The following is an 18,646-nucleotide window of genomic DNA, read 5'->3' as shown; positions in this document are numbered from 1 at the left end:
GGCGGTTTTAAAATGAATAATAAAATTCCATATACGAGCTACTCAGGAAATTCAGAGCACTTGTGTAAAAAAGGTGATGCAGTTGAATTTATTCAACCTTGGTACACGCCAATTTCGACCACGCCAGAAAATACCGGTATGGCAGTCGGCGGAATTGGTAACACATTTACACTCACACCAAACGGCAACACGCCGAACTTCAGCTTTATTCCGGGAATATTTGTCGATTGTTCAGAACAAGTTATTAATTTTAATGATTTTTATGCGTCAGTGATGAATGTGCCAACCATCGACTCGCTGCAAGTTCTTAATGAACAAGAGCTAAGCGTTCACCTGAACTTCTATCCTGCTTTGTTTGATGGCAAAAAGATTGAAAGTAGAGAAATGTCGAATGCGATTAGTCTCATTCAAACAGCATTAAAAAATGGTCGATTCTACCAAGAAAATAAAACTAACTTTACAAAATGGAACGTTGAATTTTCAAATAAGACTCAATTGTTGATTGCAGAAGATTCAGGTTCAACTATTTGTCAATTATATGTAGCCTTAGATTTCTTTAATGGTTTATTAATAAATGATACAACGAGATTATTATCACTCACTGCGGGTGATAATAATGATATGGATAGTATCAGTGGCAGTGATATAGATAGTGTTAATGGCAGGGATATAGAATATCAAGCTTTATATCCACTGGCTGAATATAAATACAGTAGCTTCGACGATATTAATATAAAGCGTAAGGTAGTCTCTCCGATCGTTAAAGAGAACAAACGCCTATGTTCTTTACCGATGCACTGGAATCACTTCGAATTAACCAATAATTCATCGCAACCACGCGTGATTACGCTTGCTCAGCCGCTTCAAAACTTGATTGGCTCAACCTACCAAAAAGGCCGTGATGGTATTCAGGATTCGGCATGTACCTTGTCTCAAAATCCGATTGCTCAGCAGCATGAAGTGGTTAACTTAAAGGGTGAAAGCGGCAGCTTTACGGGTGTTCAATTGTCTAGCCAATCGTCTTATCAGAGCGATATTGAAGGCGAAGTGGTGTTTGGTGTTCAAGCAGATAACCATTTGACTGAATCTGGTAAGGTTTCGATTTCTGTCAAACCAACGCTTTATACCTCTAAGACTGCTCAGCAAACAGAGTTCGCACTGAAAACAGGCCGTACCAACGCGGAATTCCAAACCGGCATTTACACAGGGCGTGAAGCGTTGAGCGCATTGGTGGTGGTTCAGGTTGAATTGGAAGCGGGTGAGTCTGTTGATCTGCGTTTTGCACAGGTGATGGCACACAGCAAAGTCATGCTTAATGGTTGGCACTCAGATAAGGCTTACACGCAATTCTACCCGCAAGTAAAGCCTGCATTACCTATGTTAGAAGACATGTTGCCTAAGCTCGAAACCATTGAGCAGCAGATCGTCGCACAACAAACAACTTTCCTAGAACAAGCTCAAAACAAGATCTCGCAGCCTGAATCGGCACTTCGTTATGCAACGATGGCGATGAACTCATTGTCCTTCCTAGCGGAATCAACGGTATGGGATAAAGAAGATAAATTCTTGGTTAAAGAGTGTGTCGACTACCCATTCTTTAACTCTCTTGATGTGTACTTCTATGGCTCATTCTCGCTGCTTTATTTGCTGCCTGAGCTTGATGGCTGCGTGATGAAAGAATTCTCGAAAGCCATTTTGGCGGAAGACTTTACCGAGCGCCGATACTGGGAATACGAAGCGACGCCTAATGCCGAATTGATTGATGACAAGTACCAAGGTGTGCGTGCCATTCGAGGTGCGGTAATCCACGACTTAGGCAGCCCATTCGACATTCAGCCCGATGCTTACAGTTGGCACAACGTGAAAGAGTGGAAGGACTTAGCGCCGAAATACATTCTGATGGTGTACCGCCATTATCAAAACACCCAAGATCTCTCTGTGGTTAATGAGTGCTGGCAAGCGGTAACTGAAAGCATCGATTTCTTATCGAATTTGATCGCTGAAGGTGACGATTTACCACTAACCCGAGGCACAGACGATACCTTTGATAACCTTGCGTCTCACGGCATCTCTATTTATTGCGCGAGCCTGTGGGTTGCTGGCCTGCAAGCCGCGAGCGAACTTGCACAATTGATGGGTGAAAGCGAGCTAGCTAGCGGTTACTTAACGCGTTCTAAAAAGGCGTTAGCCACGGTTGAGCAAAGCTTGTGGGATGACAAAGAGGGTTACTACCACTTCTTCGTGACGCCAGTTCAAGCCAAGCATTTAACGGGTGAAGGCTACCAAGCACTGGAAACCTTAGGCCTGACTTTGACGGGTGACGCGATTGCTGACAAGAACACGCTCAATGCCTATTTAAATGAAACGGATACCTCTATCAACATCAGTAAGGTATCTCAAAGAGTCTCTAAGAAACGCTTGCTCAGTGAGACCGCGCCTCAAGCCTTTACTCAAGAATACTTAGATTTAGTGCCTGATTCCGATAACAGTTTTGGTGATGCCTTGTTGGCCGACAGTTACCTAAAGCTCATTGGTTTAGAAGGAATTTTCCCACAACAGAACATCCAACGCGCATTGGACTATGTTTATAAGCATAACTTCGAAATTAATAGTCCCAAGTTGGGTGTTTCGAACATGACGCTGGCCGACGGTTCACCACATGAAGCATTCCAGGCTCAAGATGTGTGGATTGGTGTGCAGTTTAGTGTCGCAACGGCGTTGAGTCTGGCAGGTAAAAACCAGCAAGCAGAAACATTGATGGATACCGTGTATACCGCGCTCTATGACTATTCAAAAATTCCATTTGCAGCGCCAGAAGGGTTCAATTGCTCTGTGTCTGTCCATGAGAAAGATCTTATAGAAGCATTTAAATTGACGAAAAATGATGCGAAAAACTGGCTAAGTGTACTTAAATGTCAAAACTGTGTGCTGTCTGACGGTCGTATCAATCCAACATTGACGAAAGATACTGATAGTTTTGTTAAAATGGTGAGCGGTGAAATTCCGTTAGAAAAGCTGGCAGGCTTACACAAATGGTTACTGAGTACTGGCTTGAAATATACGGCTGGTCGTTACTTCAGACCGGGGATGATCTTCGCCTACATGTATTAACTTAATGACACGAGTTTTAACGAAAGCAGTGGTATGCAGGTAGAAACTGATGGGGGGCTTTTGGGCTCCCCAAATGTCACTTGATTAGGGATTCGAGATGCGCACTAAAACAAAAAAAACAACAGTATACGATGTAGCAAGACTGGCTGGTGTTTCTCCCAGCACCGTGTCTCGCTTCCTTAATCGAACCACTTATGTGTCTGACGATAAAAGCCAAAATATTGAGCAAGCCATTAAAGACACGGGCTACAAACCTAACTTCCAAATGCAAGAAAACACCAACCGACGTTCACTCACCATTGGTGTATTGGTGCAACACCCTGACAGCCCTTATACCAGTCGTATTCTCAATGACATGGAGAAAACACTGATCGCTCAAGGTTATTCGTTAGTAATCGCGACAGGGCATTGGCAGAAAAAGTTAGAAATGCACGCGTTGGAGTATCTCGCAAAAAGTAACGTGGATGGCATGATCATCGTGACAGGAAGCATTACTCAGGAAGAAATTGCCAAGTATGCACAAGACATTCCTATCGTGATGGTTGGCTACGATTTTGTTGAGAATAACGTCCGCTCCATCAACATTGATAACGTGTTGGGCGGCTACATGGCAACCTTACATTTACTGCAACAAGGGCATGTGAATATTGCTCATATTAAGGGGCTTTCAAGTCAACCTGATTCGGGAAATCGCTTTGAAGGCTATAAGAAAGCACTTCAAGAGGCGGGTATTAAAGTGATGCCAAAACTCGTTAAACAGGGTGATTTCAGCAGTGAGTCTGGCTACGAGAAAACGGTAGAGTTGATTGAATCTAAGGTTCACTTCTCCGCCTTGTTTGCTGCTAATGACCAAACGGCTTACGGTGCGATTAAGGCGCTGTCTGACCACGGTTATAAAGTGCCAGAAGATGTGTCTGTGATTGGCTTTGATGACTTGCCTACGTCTAAGTATTTCACGCCAGCCCTGACGACGCTGAGACAGCCGATTGAAGAGATTGGTGAGGTGTGTGCTCAGTCGATCTTGAACTTGTTATCTGGCGAGCGGCATGAAGCTCGACTACCACCCATTGATTTAATCGTCAGAGAGTCGACCAAATCATTGTATCGTTAATTTCAAGAAAAGCATCAGGTGGTGTGCCTGTGATGATTCGTATTGATGTCAATGCGAACCATGGTGCAGAAATGCCGCTCAGTAAAGCTATCGATCTCACTGCTTATATTTGCGCGTTCACATTGTTCAATATGGGGCACACAATATGGGGCATGTAAGCTAAAACACTTCTGCCCCAAAACGTGCCAGCATCAACTTTTCCCATAAGAGAAAGCTTTGTTTTGAACAAACTTGAGCTAATGGTAATCAAAAGGCAAGACCTGAACCCATTACGCTTTCAGGAGGATCGTCGTCTCACGATTTAGATCCCGATTGGTCTGTGACCAATCTTCATTACATTGTCAGAGTCGCTACTTTATTTAGCCTCCTAGGTTCATCTGGTGATACAGATGGTTCACTCGTTGAGCGGTGAACAGCGCTTCATACGACTTCACGTCGCACGCCCCAAAGTTTGTTAGCGTTATTGTACTTCAATACTTTTATAATCAAAGATTGCTCAAGCATTATTAATCGGCCAGTAGAGTATCTACTACCTTGATTGTAATGAAACTGCCCCCATATAAATCCTATATCCAGATGAATATAAGGTTTTAATTATGTGGGAAAAACGTTTTAAAGAAGCAGCAGACAGTGGCTTTAAACGAAATGAATACTCTCGGGATCGTGCTCGAATTATTCATTCTGCTTCATTTCGTCGCTTGCAGGGCAAAACACAAGTTCTTGGCCTTGGTGAGAGCGATTTCTATCGTACCCGTTTAACACACTCGCTTGAGGTTGCACAAATCGGTAGTGGTATTGCGGAGTTCCTAAAGACGAAATATCCAGTAAGTGACTATAAGGAAATTTTCGACCTTATTCCTGAACAAAATTTGATTGAGTCTATAGGGTTAGCGCATGACATTGGTCACCCACCTTTTGGTCACGGTGGAGAAGTTGCGCTAAATTACTCTATGCGTAACAGTGCAGGATTCGAAGGAAACGCACAAACGCTACGTATTTGTACAAAATTGGGTGAATATTCGGATGAAGAAGGTCTCAACCTTACTAGACGTACCTTACTTGGTTTAATTAAATACCCGGCATTTCATAATGATGTTGTGAATAAGAGTTTGTATGCAAATACAGACGGGATCAACTTAGACTCATTTAAGCCACCTAAATGTGTCTACGATTGCGATAAAGATCAAGTGAATTGGATTTTGAAGCCTTTCACTAATGACCGTGATCATTTTATGTCTGCAAAATCACAAGAAGGTAAGCACGCAAAGCCTCAATATAAATCTTTTGATTCTAGCATTATGGAGTTAGCTGATGACATCGCTTACGGTGTACATGATTTGGAAGATGCAATTGCATTACGCTTAGTTGAGGAATCAGTGTGGCGTCGAGAGGTTGTTGATAAATTGACAGATTCACTAAACACTTATCCATTAGCAGATAATATTGAAACACTGACTAGTTTGTTGTTCTCTGGCGAGAACAAAACGAGAAAACGAGCTGTTAGTCAATTGGTTAATCACTTCATTAACAATACAGAGGTGAACTCTTTAGGTCAATTCACTCATAAATTGTTAGATTTCCAAGGTGAACTGCTTAGCAAAGCTCGTGAAGAATTAGATATTCTTCAAGAGTTTGTTCAAAACAATGTAATTTTCACACCAGAAGTGCAAACCCTAGAGTACAAAGGACAACAAATGATTGTACAGTTGTTCGATGTCATTTCTAATAATCCTAAGAGACTATTACCTAAAAAATACTATCAAATGTATGTCGAACAAAATAACAACTTGCGTGTTATTAGTGACTATATCGCTGGCACTACAGATGACTATGCAACTCGTCTGTACCATAAGATATTTACACCTTCTTCTGGCTCTATCTTTGACCGTCTCTGATCTAACATGAAAAAGCATTTAAGAGTGATTCCCAAGGCTTGGCAATCCTAGTTCAAGGTTGGGTATAGTGTTTAAGGCGCAATGTTTGGGTGTGGTGGTAGCGTTGCTCACATCACCTTGATGCGGCGTCATGATTAATTCTGGAGGAAATATGCATTCCAAGCAAGAAGTACAAAATATTCTAGAAAAACATGGTTTTGAATTGGGCGATTCAGCTAATGTTGGTGATAGTTACAAGTTGACTCTCGGTAATGGCTGGCAGATATCTGCTTTTTGCGCTTTCGTGGGAAATGTTTTTAGAAACAACCTTGATAAGGATTCATATGAGTACATTCATGTAAGTCTATTTGACTGTGTGGGTACAGAATATGATTTTAAAAGTGCGTCATCTCTAGATGAAAATTTAGAGCGAGTGGTTTCAATTCTTAGAGAACAATCTGTCAATGACGATATCTTGAAATGTGAAAAGTGTGAAAACCTTTATGTAAGCCCTAAAAAACCGCCTGAAGGAAAAAAGTGGAGAGCATTTTTATCTTGTAAAGGAATGATGATTGTGGGCAGTGGACGTAATAAAGGTATTAGGTGTGATGGTACATCCAAAAAAATACCAGCAGTAGTATCAATTTAGTCAAATTGTAAATGATGACTCGTCACTCTATCGTCATAAAAAGTGAAAGTCATAGATATAGTTTAAAGTGTGACATATATATTAATCAATTAAGGAGAACCTGACATGGGAATTGGCTCTAACTGGGGTGTCGAAATTGCGGAAAACGCACACGAAGAAGCACTCTTTGAAGAATCTATTAATGAAGCTGCAATACGCGTTGTTGAGGGAGCAGATAGGCAATCAGCTTTTTCTGGTGCTCAAGAATTGATTGAGGCGCAGCAAGAAGCCATTTCAAATGGGGAATATTCAGAAGATGAGGAGACAAATGTTATCGTTTTTTTTGACTCATCTCTCGAAGGAAGTATGATTTCTCAAGGAAAAAAGGCTCAAGTCGAAGTTATTAAGAATGAGCTTAGAGAACAATTTTCCTAAATATTTATATGTACAAATGTTTAATTAAAGATACTTTTTTTCATTAGAAAAAACGCGCTGGAGTGAAAGTTCTAACGCGTTTTTGTCCAATTATGAGTTAGCCTTTGTAGCTCATTCATTTTGTAGCTCATTCATGACAATCTGTCTGACAGTTCTTGCCCCACAGTTGTTTAAATGACGTGACTATTTAAATTTTATTCAAGCCACTTTTCATTACCAAGTTTAGCAATGAATGTGTGAAAAAATTGACCTAATGGGGTTAATTCGCTTCAAAGCGCTGCATGACAAATTCGATAAATAGGCGTACCCGCATCGGCAGATGATCCCGATCGCGATAGAGCATAAACAGTGTGCGTTCTTTGCTACGCCAGTTGGGCAATACATGGCTCATTTCACCCTGAGCGATCATTGGCAACGCAAAATAATCCGGTACATACCCAATCCCCAAACCCGTCTTTATAGCGTGAGTTAGCATCACAATTTCATCCAATTCCAGTCTGACGTTTTTTTGCGAGTGATAGTTAAATTCTTCGCCACTCTCTTTGTGTATCAGTTGCCATGGTGTCATCGGATTGCAAATGATGGTTGGATGATCGCATAATTTGTCAGGTGTGGTTATTGTCGAAATATCGTAATCAGGATGAGAGCACAAGATGAAGTGAATGTGTTTTAACTGCCGAGCAATCCAGTTATCGACTACTACGTTTCCGACACGAAAAACCACATCCATTCCTTCGGCTTCGATATCAATCAATGAATTTGATAGGTTCAGATCCAGCTTAATATCCGGATACTGAAGTAGGAAATCATAAAAAATCGTGCGCAGAAATTGCGAACCTGCGTTGATTGGCGCGGATATACGAATTTTTCCCTGTGGTTGATGTTTATCTCGATGCAGGTCTTCGTCGATATTATCAAGTTCATCAAATAATAAGGCTGAACGTTGAAAGTATTGCTCGCCAGTACTGGTCAGGACAATACGGTGTGCGTCGCGGTTGAGCAGGCGAAGTTGCAAATCGGCCTCTAACTGACGGATGCGGCGGCTTAAGGTTGAGAGCGGCATACCCAAAGATAGGGCTGCGTCTTTAAAACTGCCTGAACGTGCTACAGCACAAAAACAACGCAGATCGTCTAACGAACAATTAGGTTTCATAAATGGCATTTACCGTCTTATTTTTGCTTGTTTATCTAACTATTGAAATCAATACACTAGGGAACACATTTTGACAAGTCATTCGGAGTGACGATGAAATCTGATTCAACTTTTAAAGCCGCTGTTCTTCTCATCATCTGTACTTTCTTTTGGGGCAGTTGTTTTCCTATTGGTAAGCTCGCATTAAACGAAGTGCACGCGCTGACACTAGTGTTCTGGCGTTTTATAATTGCGGCTTCGTGTCTGGCGATATACCTCAAAGCGGCGCGGATGCCCAAGCTTTACTTGAGTTCGCGGCAATGGTGCTGGGTCATCGCCGTTAGCGTTGTGGGCGTGGGTGGGCTCAATCTTTGCTTATTTACCGGATTAGCTTACACCAGTGCGACAAATGGCTCATTAATCATGGCGCTCAGCCCACTGATGACTTCGCTGATTACGTGTATTGCTCTTCGAACGCTGCCGTCTTTCGCCCAGTGTTTTAGTCTGCTAGTTAGCTTGACCGGCGTACTGATCGTAATCACCAATGGGCATCCGAAAGAACTGCTCTCAATGCAGATCAACCACGGTGATAAACTCATCTTTTGCGGCATGTTGGCTTGGAGTTTGTACACTTACTTCAGTCAGGGTATCAGTCGCTGGATACCTGTTATTTCTTATACTTTTGTCGGTATGCTAAGCGGAGCGGCGGTGATTGGTGCGATGTGTCTGGCATCGCCAGAAGTACTTCCGTTCACTGAGCTTTGGAATAGTAGCGCGTTGGGAGTGTCAGAAGTGGTGTATATCGGAGTGTTTGGTACGGTTGCCGGTTATTTACTGTGGTTAAATGGTGTGCGTCACCTCGGCTCGGCGAATGCTGCACTGTTCTTTAACTTTGTACCGATTTTCTCTGTGCTGACTTCATTTATGCTCGGACAGGCAGTCACTCCGTTACAATTGATCGGCATTGCGATTGTTATTGCAGGCCTACTGCTACCAGGTATTCAAAATTTTAAACGCACGTCGCGAACCTGCACTTAATTTTAAATCAGGGACTTAATCTATCAATATACAAAGGCAGGAGTTCTCTTTTCCTTACCAAAATCTATACGAAATTCTCGAATTATCTGCATCTTGATTGTGTAAGTGGTGCTATCTGAGCGTGAAGTTCTGCTCTAAGCTGTTTAGCTTGAGTTCTAATAATTATAATTTAAATGAAAGCATAAGAATGGTGTTATTTGAGGGCTTTAGATATTGAGGCTTAATTGCTCTCTTGTATTAGAATCAGGTGAGCTATTTTTCGATGGCTTGAAAGTATCGGATAGGGTGTGAACAACACTGGATACTGTCGAGTCGACCACTAAGCGGGTGAGACAGGTTTCATCGAGACAGTAACAATAGAGAACCTGGTACTCTGCACTCATCCGTCTACTTGTTCTTATTGTTGTCCAAAAACGAGTTGAACTAAGCCGCTCTTCGACTACGACGACTACCAGCGAACTCTGTTTAAAGTCCGTTAATTTTAGCAAACCTTCATAATCACTGGCGCGAATCACTGAGTTGATTTTTCATATACGCCAGAAACGAAAAATGTCGCATCCATGCGACATTTCTCTTTTGGCGGCCAAACCAGTTTTGCTATATCCATTCTAGATTTCAATCCATTAGGAGATTATTCAGAATGTAATTATAAGACGCTGTTAATGTTGATTAGTTCCCTTTATGCGGCATTTTTTTTCGATTTATCTTCTAAGTCGAATGACGCAGCGATTAATTTCTTGGTGTAGTTGTTTTTCGGCGCATTGAAAATCTCTTCTGCAGACCCTTCTTCCATTACTTCGCCCTTCTGCATCACCAGTACGCGATCCGACAGTGCTTTCACTACCGAGAGATCGTGGCTGATGAACAGGAAGCCGATATTGTGCTTGGCTTGAATGTCTTTCAGCAGGTCAATCACGGTCAGTTGTACTGAGCGATCGAGTGCTGAAGTCGGTTCATCCAGCAAAATGAAAGAGGGCTCTAGAATCAGTGCGCGAGCAATCGCGATACGTTGTCTTTGCCCGCCAGAGAACTCATGTGGATAACGGTTTATTGAATTCGGCTCTAAGCGAACTTCAATCAATGCTTTGCGCGCTCTTTCTAAACGTTCTTGCTTGGATAGATGAGGTTGATGCACCGTTAAGCCTTCGGTGATGATTTCCCCAACTGTCATGCGTGGTGATAAAGAACCATAAGGATCTTGGAACACCATTTGGACATCTTTCTTGAGCTTGTGACGCTCTTTATCATTTAATAAGCTAACGTCTTGGCCTTTGTAAACAATACGTCCGGTACTCGGCAGCAAGCCGATTAATGCACGTCCAAGGGTTGATTTACCTGAACCAGATTCACCAACAATGCCTAGCGTTTCGCCTTGCTTAAGATTCAACGAAATGCCTTTTACGGCTTCGAAGTACTGGCTTTTACTCTTGATAAAGTGTGATTTCACCAAGAACTGAACTCGGATGTCGTCAGCACACAATAGTTCTGGGGCTGTCGCCTCAACAGGAACCTTAGCGCCTTTCGGAATCGAGTTAATGAGCATTCTTGTGTAATCATGTTTAGGACTATCGAACAAAGATTGAGTCATCCCTTCTTCTACGAGCTCACCTTTACACATCACTAGCACGCGGTCTGCAAAGTGTTTCACCACACCTAAGTCATGGGTGATGAACAAAATTGCCATTCCCATCTTGCCTTGGATCTCTTTGATAAGAGCAAGCACTTCAGCTTGAACCGTTACATCTAATGCAGTTGTAGGCTCGTCAGCAATCAGGATATCCGGTTCATTAATCAGCGCCATTGCGATCATGATGCGTTGCAGCTGACCACCCGAAAATTCGTGAGGGTACTTGGTGTACGACTTTTCTGGCATTGGCAAGTGCACAAGATTAAACAGCTCAATCACTCGCTGTTTGGCTTGAGACTTTGACACTTTACGATGCCACATAATAGCTTCTGCCACTTGAATGCCGACGCGCAGGTATGGGTTCAAAGATGTCATCGGCTCTTGAAAGATCATGCCGATTCTGTCGCCACGAATCGACTGCATTTCTCGTTCAGTCTTGCCAAGTATTGATTGCCCCTCAAATTCTATTTCAGATTGAGCATCAATGATGGCGTTATCAGGGAGCAAACGCATGAGTGCGTTAGAAGAGACTGATTTACCTGAACCTGATTCACCAACAATGGCCAAGGTTTCGCTGGATTTAAGGGTAAAGTTAACCTTTTTCACCGCATCAACGATTCCATCGTTGGTTTTGAAGCTAACGGAGAGGTTATTGACTTTAAGAAGAGCCCGGTCCGACATGATATATCCTTATCAATTTAAGACATTAGGTGAAGATTGAACTTCTGACGTTGTTTTAAGTTGCCCAAAATGGTGATGAGCACGTTGAATTTGTTCTAGTTCGAGCATCCAATGCGAACTGCGCTGAGCGCTGCAAAAAGCGATCAGGTGATTGAGCAAACCTTCGCTCTGCTTTTCCAATAATCCAAAGGTACGTTGAATCAGCTCAGTGTTCTCCAGAGAGATAAATTGCATCAGAGCGTAAGATTGATTCAAGGTATCGAAGGCTTGTTGGTGCTGACCTAATCGGTTGAGTATCTCTGATTGAGCGACGCTCGCGTCTCTTAACCCGGCAAGCAAGCAGGCAAATTGGCAAGGCTTGATATCGCTTTGGTATGCTGCATCTTGGATGTGATGAGGAAGTGAGGTTAGAACATCACCATAAAGGCGTTGTGCTTCTGGCCAGTGACCTTGTTCCATTAACTGTTCAGCTTTTAGGTAGTGCATCCAGCATCGTTCAATTTCCATATCCACATCCTCAATTTATAATATCAGAAAATGTTAATGATATTTATTATCAATTGCAAATTAAAATCATTCACATGTTAAGTTGGTGAATTAAATGACGAGCTATTCCTAAAAATGGCTTAAATTGTGTGTTATTTGTTCAGTTGAACAGCTGTGTAGCGTAAGTCACTAAATTTGTAGGAAATTACATCTACACTGATTTTATCTACACCCAAGTAATGAAGGACTAAGGAGGCGGCGATGGCGATGCAAAGACTCAATACAGAACAGCTGTATCAGGTAGCGGATTTAGATAAGCTACCATGTAAGTCGACCAAAGAACTGGCTCCAATTGACGAAATCGTCGGGCAGGAACGGGCACAAAAAGCCGTTGAGTTCGCGATGTCAATCAAGGAAAAGGGTTACAACATTTATGCGATAGGGCGAAATGGTCTGGGTAAACGCACCATGATCTTGCGCTATCTGAACCGTCACCCTCAAGAAGTGCAGGAGCTTTTTGATTGGTGTTATATCGCGAACTTTGAAGATATTCGTACACCTAAGGTACTGAAATTACCTCGTGGCGTTGGCAGCAGCTTAAAGCAAGATATTGAAAAGCTAATGCGTAAATTGCTGAAAGGTATGCCTCTAGCGTTTGATAACGAGATGTACTTTAGCCGTGCTGATAGGCTTAAAAACCAATTAGCAGCTAAGCAACAAGCCGCGTTAGAAAGCATTAGCCAAGAAGCGAAAGACAAGGGCATTAACCTGACGATCACCACTCAGGGTGATTACCAGTTTGTGGCCATGAATGGGGATGATCTTCATACCGAAGAGAGCTTCGATCTGCTTTCGCCAGAAGAGCAAGACCAGTTCGATAAAACCATTGATGGATTGGAAGTCGGTCTGCGAACCATTTCTCGTGAGTTGACGGAACTTGAAGAAACGTACACTGAGAAAATTCAAAAACTGAATGATGATACGGCGCGAGACGTGATCACGCACTTCATCAAGCAATTGAAGAAGGATTACAGCCAATATCCAGACATTAAAAAGTACCTAACGGCACTGCGTAAAGACATTGTCGACAACGCTGACATCTTCTTAGAAGAGAGCACTGAGCAAGCCGAAGTTGCAACCGCTTCTTTGGATAAGAAAATGCCGCGTCGCTACAAGGTTAACGTGATTGTGAGCCAAAAGGAGGAGACTCTGCCGATCGTGGTGGAAGAGAATCCAAATTATCACTCTCTGTTTGGCTATGTAGAAACGGCAACGTTCAAGGGCACTGTCTTTACAGACTTCTCATTGATTCGTGCAGGTAGCTTACACAGAGCTAACGGTGGCGTATTGCTGATGGATGCGGTGAAGGTACTTGAGCAGCCGTACGTTTGGGAAGGCTTGAAACGAGCGCTGCGTTCACGTCAATTGAGCTTCACTTCATTAGAGAAAGAGGTGACCTTAACGGGCGCGGTATCGCTTGATCCAGAGCCGATTCCATTGGACGTCAAGATCATCCTGTTTGGCGACTACCGAACTTACCAACTGCTGCAACACTACGATGCAGAGTTTGGTGAATTGTTCCGTGTGACGGCCGATTTTGAAGATGAGATGAAGCGTACTCCCGATTCTGAAATGCACTACGCGCGCTTTATTTCGAGTATCGTGCACGACAACAACATGCTGCATTGTGACCGTAAAGCGATCGCTCGCATCATTGAGCACAGCTCTCGTCAGGCGGGTGACCAAGGTAAATTGTCTCTGCACTCTGCTCACATTGCTAATCTGCTTCGTGAATCAAACTACGTGGCGAGAGGCTCAAAATCGAACCTGATTCGTGCAACGCACGTTGACCAAGCGTTATCTAACCAACAGATGCGTGTCGGACGACTGCAAGACAGCGTGATGGAAACCTTCACTAACGGCACAACGCTAATCCATGTTGATGGTCAAGCGGTTGGGCAAGTGAATGCGCTGTCTGTACTCAGCACGACGGATCATATGTTTGGTGCGCCGAACCGAATCACGGCAACCACCGCTTACGGTGATGGTGAAGTGATTGATATTGAAAGAAACGTAGACCTAGGTGGCAGTATTCACTCAAAAGGCGTGATGATCTTGTCGGCTTACCTTTCTTCCGTATTTGGTAAGACAGCCAAAGTCCCGCTCACCACTAACATCACCTTCGAGCAATCGTATGGTGGCGTCGATGGTGACAGTGCGAGTATGGCCGAGTTCTGTGCGGTTGTATCAGCGTTCTCTAAGCAACCAAACCGTCAAGATATCGCAATTACAGGCTCGATGAACCAGTTTGGTGAGTCTCAGCCAATTGGTGGTGTGAACGAGAAAATTGAAGGTTTCTTTGATGTGTGTGAAATCAAAGGGCGTTCAAACGAACAAGGGGTGATCATCCCGCGTTCAAATGTTCACAACCTGATGCTGCGTAGCGATATTGTGAAAGCGGTTGAAAAGGGCGAGTTTAATATCTGGGCGATTGACCATGTAACAGAAGCGATTGAACTGTTCACAGGCAAAGCCGCAGGTGAGGCGAGTGATGAGGGTAGTTATCCAATTGATACTATATTTGGTATCGCCCAAGCTAAACTGAACGCACTGCGCAAATAGTTTGAATATCTAGATACACAGTTTAATAGCTAAGCTAAATAGATAGATAAACAAACAGATAAACAGCTAAAACGCAAAAGCCATCGATTCTAGAGTCGATGGCTTTTTTGATGGTTGAGGTTTAGTTTGCCAGTGAACTAATTGTAATTGGTCAGCTTGCTGTATTCGGTGAAAGTCGCGTGTTAAAAGGCGTTACCCATTTCGTAAGCAAAGCTTGGTGCCATCGAACTTCAGTTTTGCCAACAAGTGTTTGGCGTTAGCTCGGCCAATATCATCAAATTCGACACCGTATCGAGCGTAGTGTGTCGATTTCTGTAGATTGCAGACGATGCCTCGCAATGGCGGAATCAGTGGTCCGTTGTAGTTCTCAGGGGTTATCTCAATAGACACGCGATCGGCAATCTGAATCGCACGAGAGGTTGGTGAGGTAACGAAACGACAACCACTTTTCGATAAGTCTCTTATCTCACAGTTTGCTCGCTGGTCGTTGAAGATGATTCTTGAAGCCAGATTCACTTCATAGCGTGTTTCTTTACGCAGCTGAGTCACTTGCATCGTGCTTGGTGTTGAAAGTACAAGAATAGGGAAGGGTTCACCAATCTTATGGTGAATTTGGCTTCTAAAGTGGATAAGCGCGCCTTCACCTCGTAGAGAATACGCACGAGCGGTCATCCAAAAACCTTCTTGAAAGAAAAAGTTCAGATCTTCATTGGATACCTCGGGAACCTCAACCACAATACAGTTATCACTGTGCGTTCCGATAAACCTGGTGGTGGCGAGAAACTTCGTGCCAACGGGAGTCGAGACATTTAATGTCAGCTCACTGCCGTGCTCAATCATGGCCAGTGCATCAGTGCTATTGATAGTGGAAACGGTGCGATTACGAGGGTCTTGAAGTGCCTGATTATGCTCCAAAGGCTTCTTCAGGGGTGCGTTCATTATATGTTCTCCATGCGCCAACATGCGTCTGTTAGATATTGATAACTTGCTAACAAGGGGTTGTTACGTGCTAGATTTAGTAGGTGTACTAACGCAATTTATAGAGTGCTTTTAATTGGTTTGAATTTTATTTATAACCACACGCTATAATAATATTTTCTTTGATTGTAAGTACTTAGTTTTATTTATATGCACTTGCGTTAGTCTATTACAAGGAATTCATACTTCAAACTTTAATTGTTTGTCGTATCCATTATTTGCAGGAGTTGAGAATGCAGGCAGTTAAATGGGATCAAGATGTGAACCAGATCACGGTTGAGTTAGAACCAGATCAGTTTGCGGTAGTTAAGTATAAAAAGGATGGCGATGTACTGCATATCACCTCAACTCGAATCCCTGATGAACTGCAAGGCAAGGGCTTTGGTAAGGCGATGATGGAGTCGGTATTGCCTGAAATTGAACAAGCGGGCTTCAAAATTGTGCCGGTTTGTAGCTATGTGGTTCACTACATGAATAGGCAGCCACAGTGGTCACACCTTCTATCCGATAAAGCATAACAACGAGTAATATGTCTCAATCAATATCGTCGAATAATCGAGCTCAACCTGAAGCGGGTTCAAGTCAAAATCAGCCAGAGCTTTATCAACAAGAGTTTTATCAAAATGAGCTTTATCAAAAAATAGCGACCTCGCTGGGTTGTCATGAAGGGTTTGATGTCCAAGTGATTCAACGCCTATGGGGTGGATATGGCGAGTTAGTTCGCTTAGTCTTTTCTCAAGAAAGCAGTGCGGAACTCAAGAGTGTGATTGTTAAACATGTCGCGTTGCCAGATAAAGCTGAACACCCAAAGGGTTGGAATACCAAACTCTCTCACCAACGAAAGGTACACTCTTACCAAGTGGAAACAGCTTGGTATCAGTCATTCACCCAACAATGGGATGAGCGCTGCCCTGTACCTGTTGGGCTGCAATGTGAACTAGAAGAGAATGAGTGGCTGATTGTGATGCAAGACTTAGCGGATATAGGTTTTCCGTTAACCTCTCATTTTGATGTTCTTGCTGCTTCTGACTATCAGGCACCTAGTTACACACGAGAAGAGCAAAAACAACGCGATGCTTGCCTTAAATGGCTCGCTAACTTTCACGCAAAGCATATCAATATCAATCAAGAGCAGTTGTCATCATTGTGGCAAGTCGGTACTTACTGGCATCTAGATACACGTCCTGATGAGCTCAATGCCTTGGCTGATTTACCATTGAAGAATCAAGCCAAGCACATCGACCGTTTATTAAAAGAATGTCCATATCAAACCTTAGTCCATGGTGATGCTAAGCTCGCCAATTTTTGTTTTGATTCTGAAAGCGAACGCGCGGCTGCGGTCGATTTCCAATATGTGGGTCACGGCTGTGCGATGAAAGATGTCGCCTTGTTCATGAGCAGCGCGATTAGGCCACAAGATTGCGCAGAGCTTGAATCAGAAGTACTAGGTGCTTACTTCCAGCACTTGAAAGAAGCATTAGCGCACTATCAACCACAGCTTTCATTTGATGAAGTCGAAGCCGCATGGCGACCAATGTTTTACGTGGCATGGTCCGATTTCCAACGCTTCGTAAAAGGTTGGAGCCCAGAGCACTGGAAGATCAACCCTTATACTGAGCAGTTAACCTTACGAGTGCTCACTCAATTAGACGAACAGGAGTCCGTCAATGTTCGATAGAACCGCGAGCTGGAAAACGCCGCAAAACTTCTTATTACTGATTTCGATTGTTGTCCCTATCGCGTTTTCGAGCTGGATGGCTCTGCTTAATAACTTCGTGATTGAGAAAGCGAACTTTGATGGCGCCGATATTGGTTTGTTGCAAAGTGTGCGTGAGATCCCAGGCTTCTTAGCGTTTACCGTGGTGTTTGTTTTAGCCTTCATTCGAGAGCAACGCTTTATGTTGATATCGCTGGCGATGCTGACCGTGGGCACGGCGATAACCGGTTTATTCCCTTCACTCACAGGCTTGTTGCTGACTACGGTTTTGATGTCGACGGGTTTTCACTATTTTGAAACGCTGAAGCAGTCTCTGTCACTGCAATGGTTGAGTAAAGAAGAAGCGCCCGAGATGCTGGGTAAAATGATCTCCGTTGGCGCGTTGGCATCCTTAATCACTTACGGATCTATCTGGGTGATGCTAGAACAGCTCAAGCTCGACTTTGCTTGGGTGTACGGCATTACTGGCGGCATTGGTTTTATTCTGGTTTTGGTGATGACCTTTGGCTTCCCTGAGTTTCAGACCAAAACGCCACAGAATAAGAAGTTGGTGCTGCGAAAGCGTTACTGGCTCTACTACGCGCTAACGTTTATGAGCGGTGCGAGAAGACAAATCTTCACTGTGTTTGCAGGCTTCTTGATGGTAGAGAAGTTTGGTTACTCGGCTGCCGACGTCACATTGTTGTTCTTGGTTAATTACCTATTTAACTTCTTGTTTGCGAAGCGCATTGGTCGATTTATCGGTGTGGTTGGCGAGCGTAAAGCGTTGATCTTCGAGTATGTTGGCTTGATTGGTGTGTTTGTCGGTTATGGTTTGGTGCAAAGCGCGGAATGGGCGGCGGCACTTTACGTGATCGATCACCTGTTCTTTGCATTGGCGCTGGCGATCAAAACTTACTTCCAGAAAATCGCAGACCCGGCAGACATGGCATCAACTGCTGGTGTCTCTTTCACCATCAATCATATTGCAGCGGTCGTTATTCCAGTGGTGTTTGGTGTGATTTGGTTGTCTTCTCCTGCAACGGTTTTCTATATTGGTGCTGCGATGGCGGCGGTTTCTTTGGCGTTGTCTTTAAACATTCCTAAGACACCTGAAGAAGGTAATGAAGTGCGAATGTTTAGCTGGCGTTAATGTTGGTCTCGATATTATGAAATAAGCAAAAAGCTCCAATAGTGATATTGGAGCTTTTTGTTTATGTGGGATAT

General features: G+C 43.3%; 14 protein-coding genes. 10 read left to right on the top strand and 4 right to left on the bottom strand.

Going from position 1 to position 18,646, the window contains the following annotated elements; genetic code table 11:
* Positions 1–12 precede the first annotated feature (12 nt).
* From AB6D06_RS02050 to AB6D06_RS02030, 5 genes are all read left to right on the top strand, one after another.
* Entirely contained in the window at positions 13–3,111 is a 3,099-nt protein-coding gene (locus AB6D06_RS02050) for a GH116 family glycosyl hydrolase (protein WP_372109882.1), read from the top strand.
* 97 nt (positions 3,112–3,208) lie between these two features.
* Positions 3,209–4,222, top strand: a complete 1,014-nt coding sequence (locus AB6D06_RS02045) for a LacI family DNA-binding transcriptional regulator (RefSeq protein WP_004732795.1) — start codon at positions 3,209–3,211, stop codon at positions 4,220–4,222.
* Between the two features lie 596 nt (positions 4,223–4,818).
* The gene (locus AB6D06_RS02040) at positions 4,819–6,117 is read left to right on the top strand and encodes an anti-phage deoxyguanosine triphosphatase (protein WP_102501611.1); all 1,299 of its coding nucleotides are present in this window, start codon (positions 4,819–4,821) and stop codon (positions 6,115–6,117) included.
* 151 nt (positions 6,118–6,268) lie between these two features.
* On the top strand, positions 6,269–6,745 hold the full coding sequence (locus tag AB6D06_RS02035) for a hypothetical protein (RefSeq protein ID WP_102501610.1): 477 nt from the start codon (positions 6,269–6,271) through the stop codon (positions 6,743–6,745).
* Positions 6,746–6,850: 105 nt separating this feature from the next.
* Entirely contained in the window at positions 6,851–7,159 is a 309-nt protein-coding gene (locus AB6D06_RS02030) for a hypothetical protein (protein ID WP_102501609.1), read from the top strand.
* A gap of 259 nt (positions 7,160–7,418) precedes the next feature.
* On the opposite strand, the gene AB6D06_RS02025 is transcribed toward AB6D06_RS02030, so the two are convergent.
* A complete protein-coding gene (locus AB6D06_RS02025) occupies positions 7,419–8,321 on the bottom strand; it encodes a LysR family transcriptional regulator (protein ID WP_017104527.1) in 903 nt (300 codons plus the stop codon).
* An 84-nt stretch (positions 8,322–8,405) separates the two neighbouring features.
* On the opposite strand from AB6D06_RS02025, the gene AB6D06_RS02020 reads away from it, so the two are divergent.
* Positions 8,406–9,329, top strand: a complete 924-nt coding sequence (locus AB6D06_RS02020) for a DMT family transporter (protein ID WP_017104528.1) — start codon at positions 8,406–8,408, stop codon at positions 9,327–9,329.
* A 679-nt stretch (positions 9,330–10,008) separates the two neighbouring features.
* Here the strand turns inward: AB6D06_RS02020 and AB6D06_RS02015 are convergent.
* A complete protein-coding gene (locus tag AB6D06_RS02015) occupies positions 10,009–11,637 on the bottom strand; it encodes an ABC transporter ATP-binding protein (protein ID WP_372057737.1) in 1,629 nt (542 codons plus the stop codon).
* A 12-nt stretch (positions 11,638–11,649) separates the two neighbouring features.
* Entirely contained in the window at positions 11,650–12,144 is a 495-nt protein-coding gene (locus AB6D06_RS02010) for a hypothetical protein (protein ID WP_017068585.1), read from the bottom strand.
* Between the two features lie 240 nt (positions 12,145–12,384).
* Here AB6D06_RS02010 and AB6D06_RS02005 point away from each other — a divergent pair, with 240 nt between their 5' ends.
* Positions 12,385–14,745, top strand: coding sequence for a Lon protease family protein (locus AB6D06_RS02005; RefSeq protein ID WP_017061577.1), 2,361 nt, complete (start codon positions 12,385–12,387; stop codon positions 14,743–14,745).
* 192 nt (positions 14,746–14,937) lie between these two features.
* Here AB6D06_RS02005 and AB6D06_RS02000 read toward each other — a convergent pair whose 3' ends face one another.
* Positions 14,938–15,684 (bottom strand): flagellar brake protein, encoded by a 747-nt coding sequence (locus tag AB6D06_RS02000; protein WP_017067648.1) that lies wholly within the window; start codon positions 15,682–15,684, stop codon positions 14,938–14,940.
* Positions 15,685–15,956: 272 nt separating this feature from the next.
* Here AB6D06_RS02000 and AB6D06_RS01995 point away from each other — a divergent pair, with 272 nt between their 5' ends.
* From AB6D06_RS01995 to AB6D06_RS01985, 3 genes are read left to right on the top strand one after another with little or no spacing between them, the layout of a single operon-like run.
* Positions 15,957–16,241 (top strand): GNAT family N-acetyltransferase, encoded by a 285-nt coding sequence (locus tag AB6D06_RS01995; RefSeq protein WP_017065024.1) that lies wholly within the window; start codon positions 15,957–15,959, stop codon positions 16,239–16,241.
* Positions 16,242–16,252: 11 nt separating this feature from the next.
* On the top strand, positions 16,253–17,401 hold the full coding sequence (locus AB6D06_RS01990) for a phosphotransferase (protein ID WP_372109881.1): 1,149 nt from the start codon (positions 16,253–16,255) through the stop codon (positions 17,399–17,401).
* Entirely contained in the window at positions 17,391–18,572 is a 1,182-nt protein-coding gene (locus AB6D06_RS01985) for an MFS transporter (protein WP_136974050.1), read from the top strand. Before AB6D06_RS01990 ends, AB6D06_RS01985 begins: the two co-directional genes overlap by 11 nt.
* Positions 18,573–18,646 lie beyond the last annotated feature (74 nt).

This window comes from Vibrio sp. 10N.239.311.G01, from assembly GCF_041465805.1.
In the GTDB taxonomy this organism is placed as follows: domain Bacteria; phylum Pseudomonadota; class Gammaproteobacteria; order Enterobacterales; family Vibrionaceae; genus Vibrio; species Vibrio crassostreae_C.
The sequence above is the reverse complement of the archived record's forward strand: the minus strand, read 5'-3'. Positions and strand labels throughout refer to the sequence as shown.

Excerpts from the sequence above, each read along its gene's own strand:
- AB6D06_RS02050 (WP_372109882.1), top strand. The coding sequence starts at position 13 with ATGAATAATAAAATTCCATATACGAGCTACTCAGGAAATTCAGAGCAC.
- AB6D06_RS02045 (WP_004732795.1), top strand. The coding sequence starts at position 3,209 with ATGCGCACTAAAACAAAAAAAACAACAGTATACGATGTAGCAAGACTG.
- AB6D06_RS02040 (WP_102501611.1), top strand. The coding sequence starts at position 4,819 with ATGTGGGAAAAACGTTTTAAAGAAGCAGCAGACAGTGGCTTTAAACGA.
- AB6D06_RS02035 (WP_102501610.1), top strand. The coding sequence starts at position 6,269 with ATGCATTCCAAGCAAGAAGTACAAAATATTCTAGAAAAACATGGTTTT.
- AB6D06_RS02030 (WP_102501609.1), top strand. The coding sequence starts at position 6,851 with ATGGGAATTGGCTCTAACTGGGGTGTCGAAATTGCGGAAAACGCACAC.
- AB6D06_RS02025 (WP_017104527.1), bottom strand. The coding sequence starts at position 8,321 with ATGCCATTTATGAAACCTAATTGTTCGTTAGACGATCTGCGTTGTTTT.
- AB6D06_RS02020 (WP_017104528.1), top strand. The coding sequence starts at position 8,406 with ATGAAATCTGATTCAACTTTTAAAGCCGCTGTTCTTCTCATCATCTGT.
- AB6D06_RS02015 (WP_372057737.1), bottom strand. The coding sequence starts at position 11,637 with ATGTCGGACCGGGCTCTTCTTAAAGTCAATAACCTCTCCGTTAGCTTC.
- AB6D06_RS02010 (WP_017068585.1), bottom strand. The coding sequence starts at position 12,144 with ATGGAAATTGAACGATGCTGGATGCACTACCTAAAAGCTGAACAGTTA.
- AB6D06_RS02005 (WP_017061577.1), top strand. The coding sequence starts at position 12,385 with ATGGCGATGCAAAGACTCAATACAGAACAGCTGTATCAGGTAGCGGAT.
- AB6D06_RS02000 (WP_017067648.1), bottom strand. The coding sequence starts at position 15,684 with ATGAACGCACCCCTGAAGAAGCCTTTGGAGCATAATCAGGCACTTCAA.
- AB6D06_RS01995 (WP_017065024.1), top strand. The coding sequence starts at position 15,957 with ATGCAGGCAGTTAAATGGGATCAAGATGTGAACCAGATCACGGTTGAG.
- AB6D06_RS01990 (WP_372109881.1), top strand. The coding sequence starts at position 16,253 with ATGTCTCAATCAATATCGTCGAATAATCGAGCTCAACCTGAAGCGGGT.
- AB6D06_RS01985 (WP_136974050.1), top strand. The coding sequence starts at position 17,391 with ATGTTCGATAGAACCGCGAGCTGGAAAACGCCGCAAAACTTCTTATTA.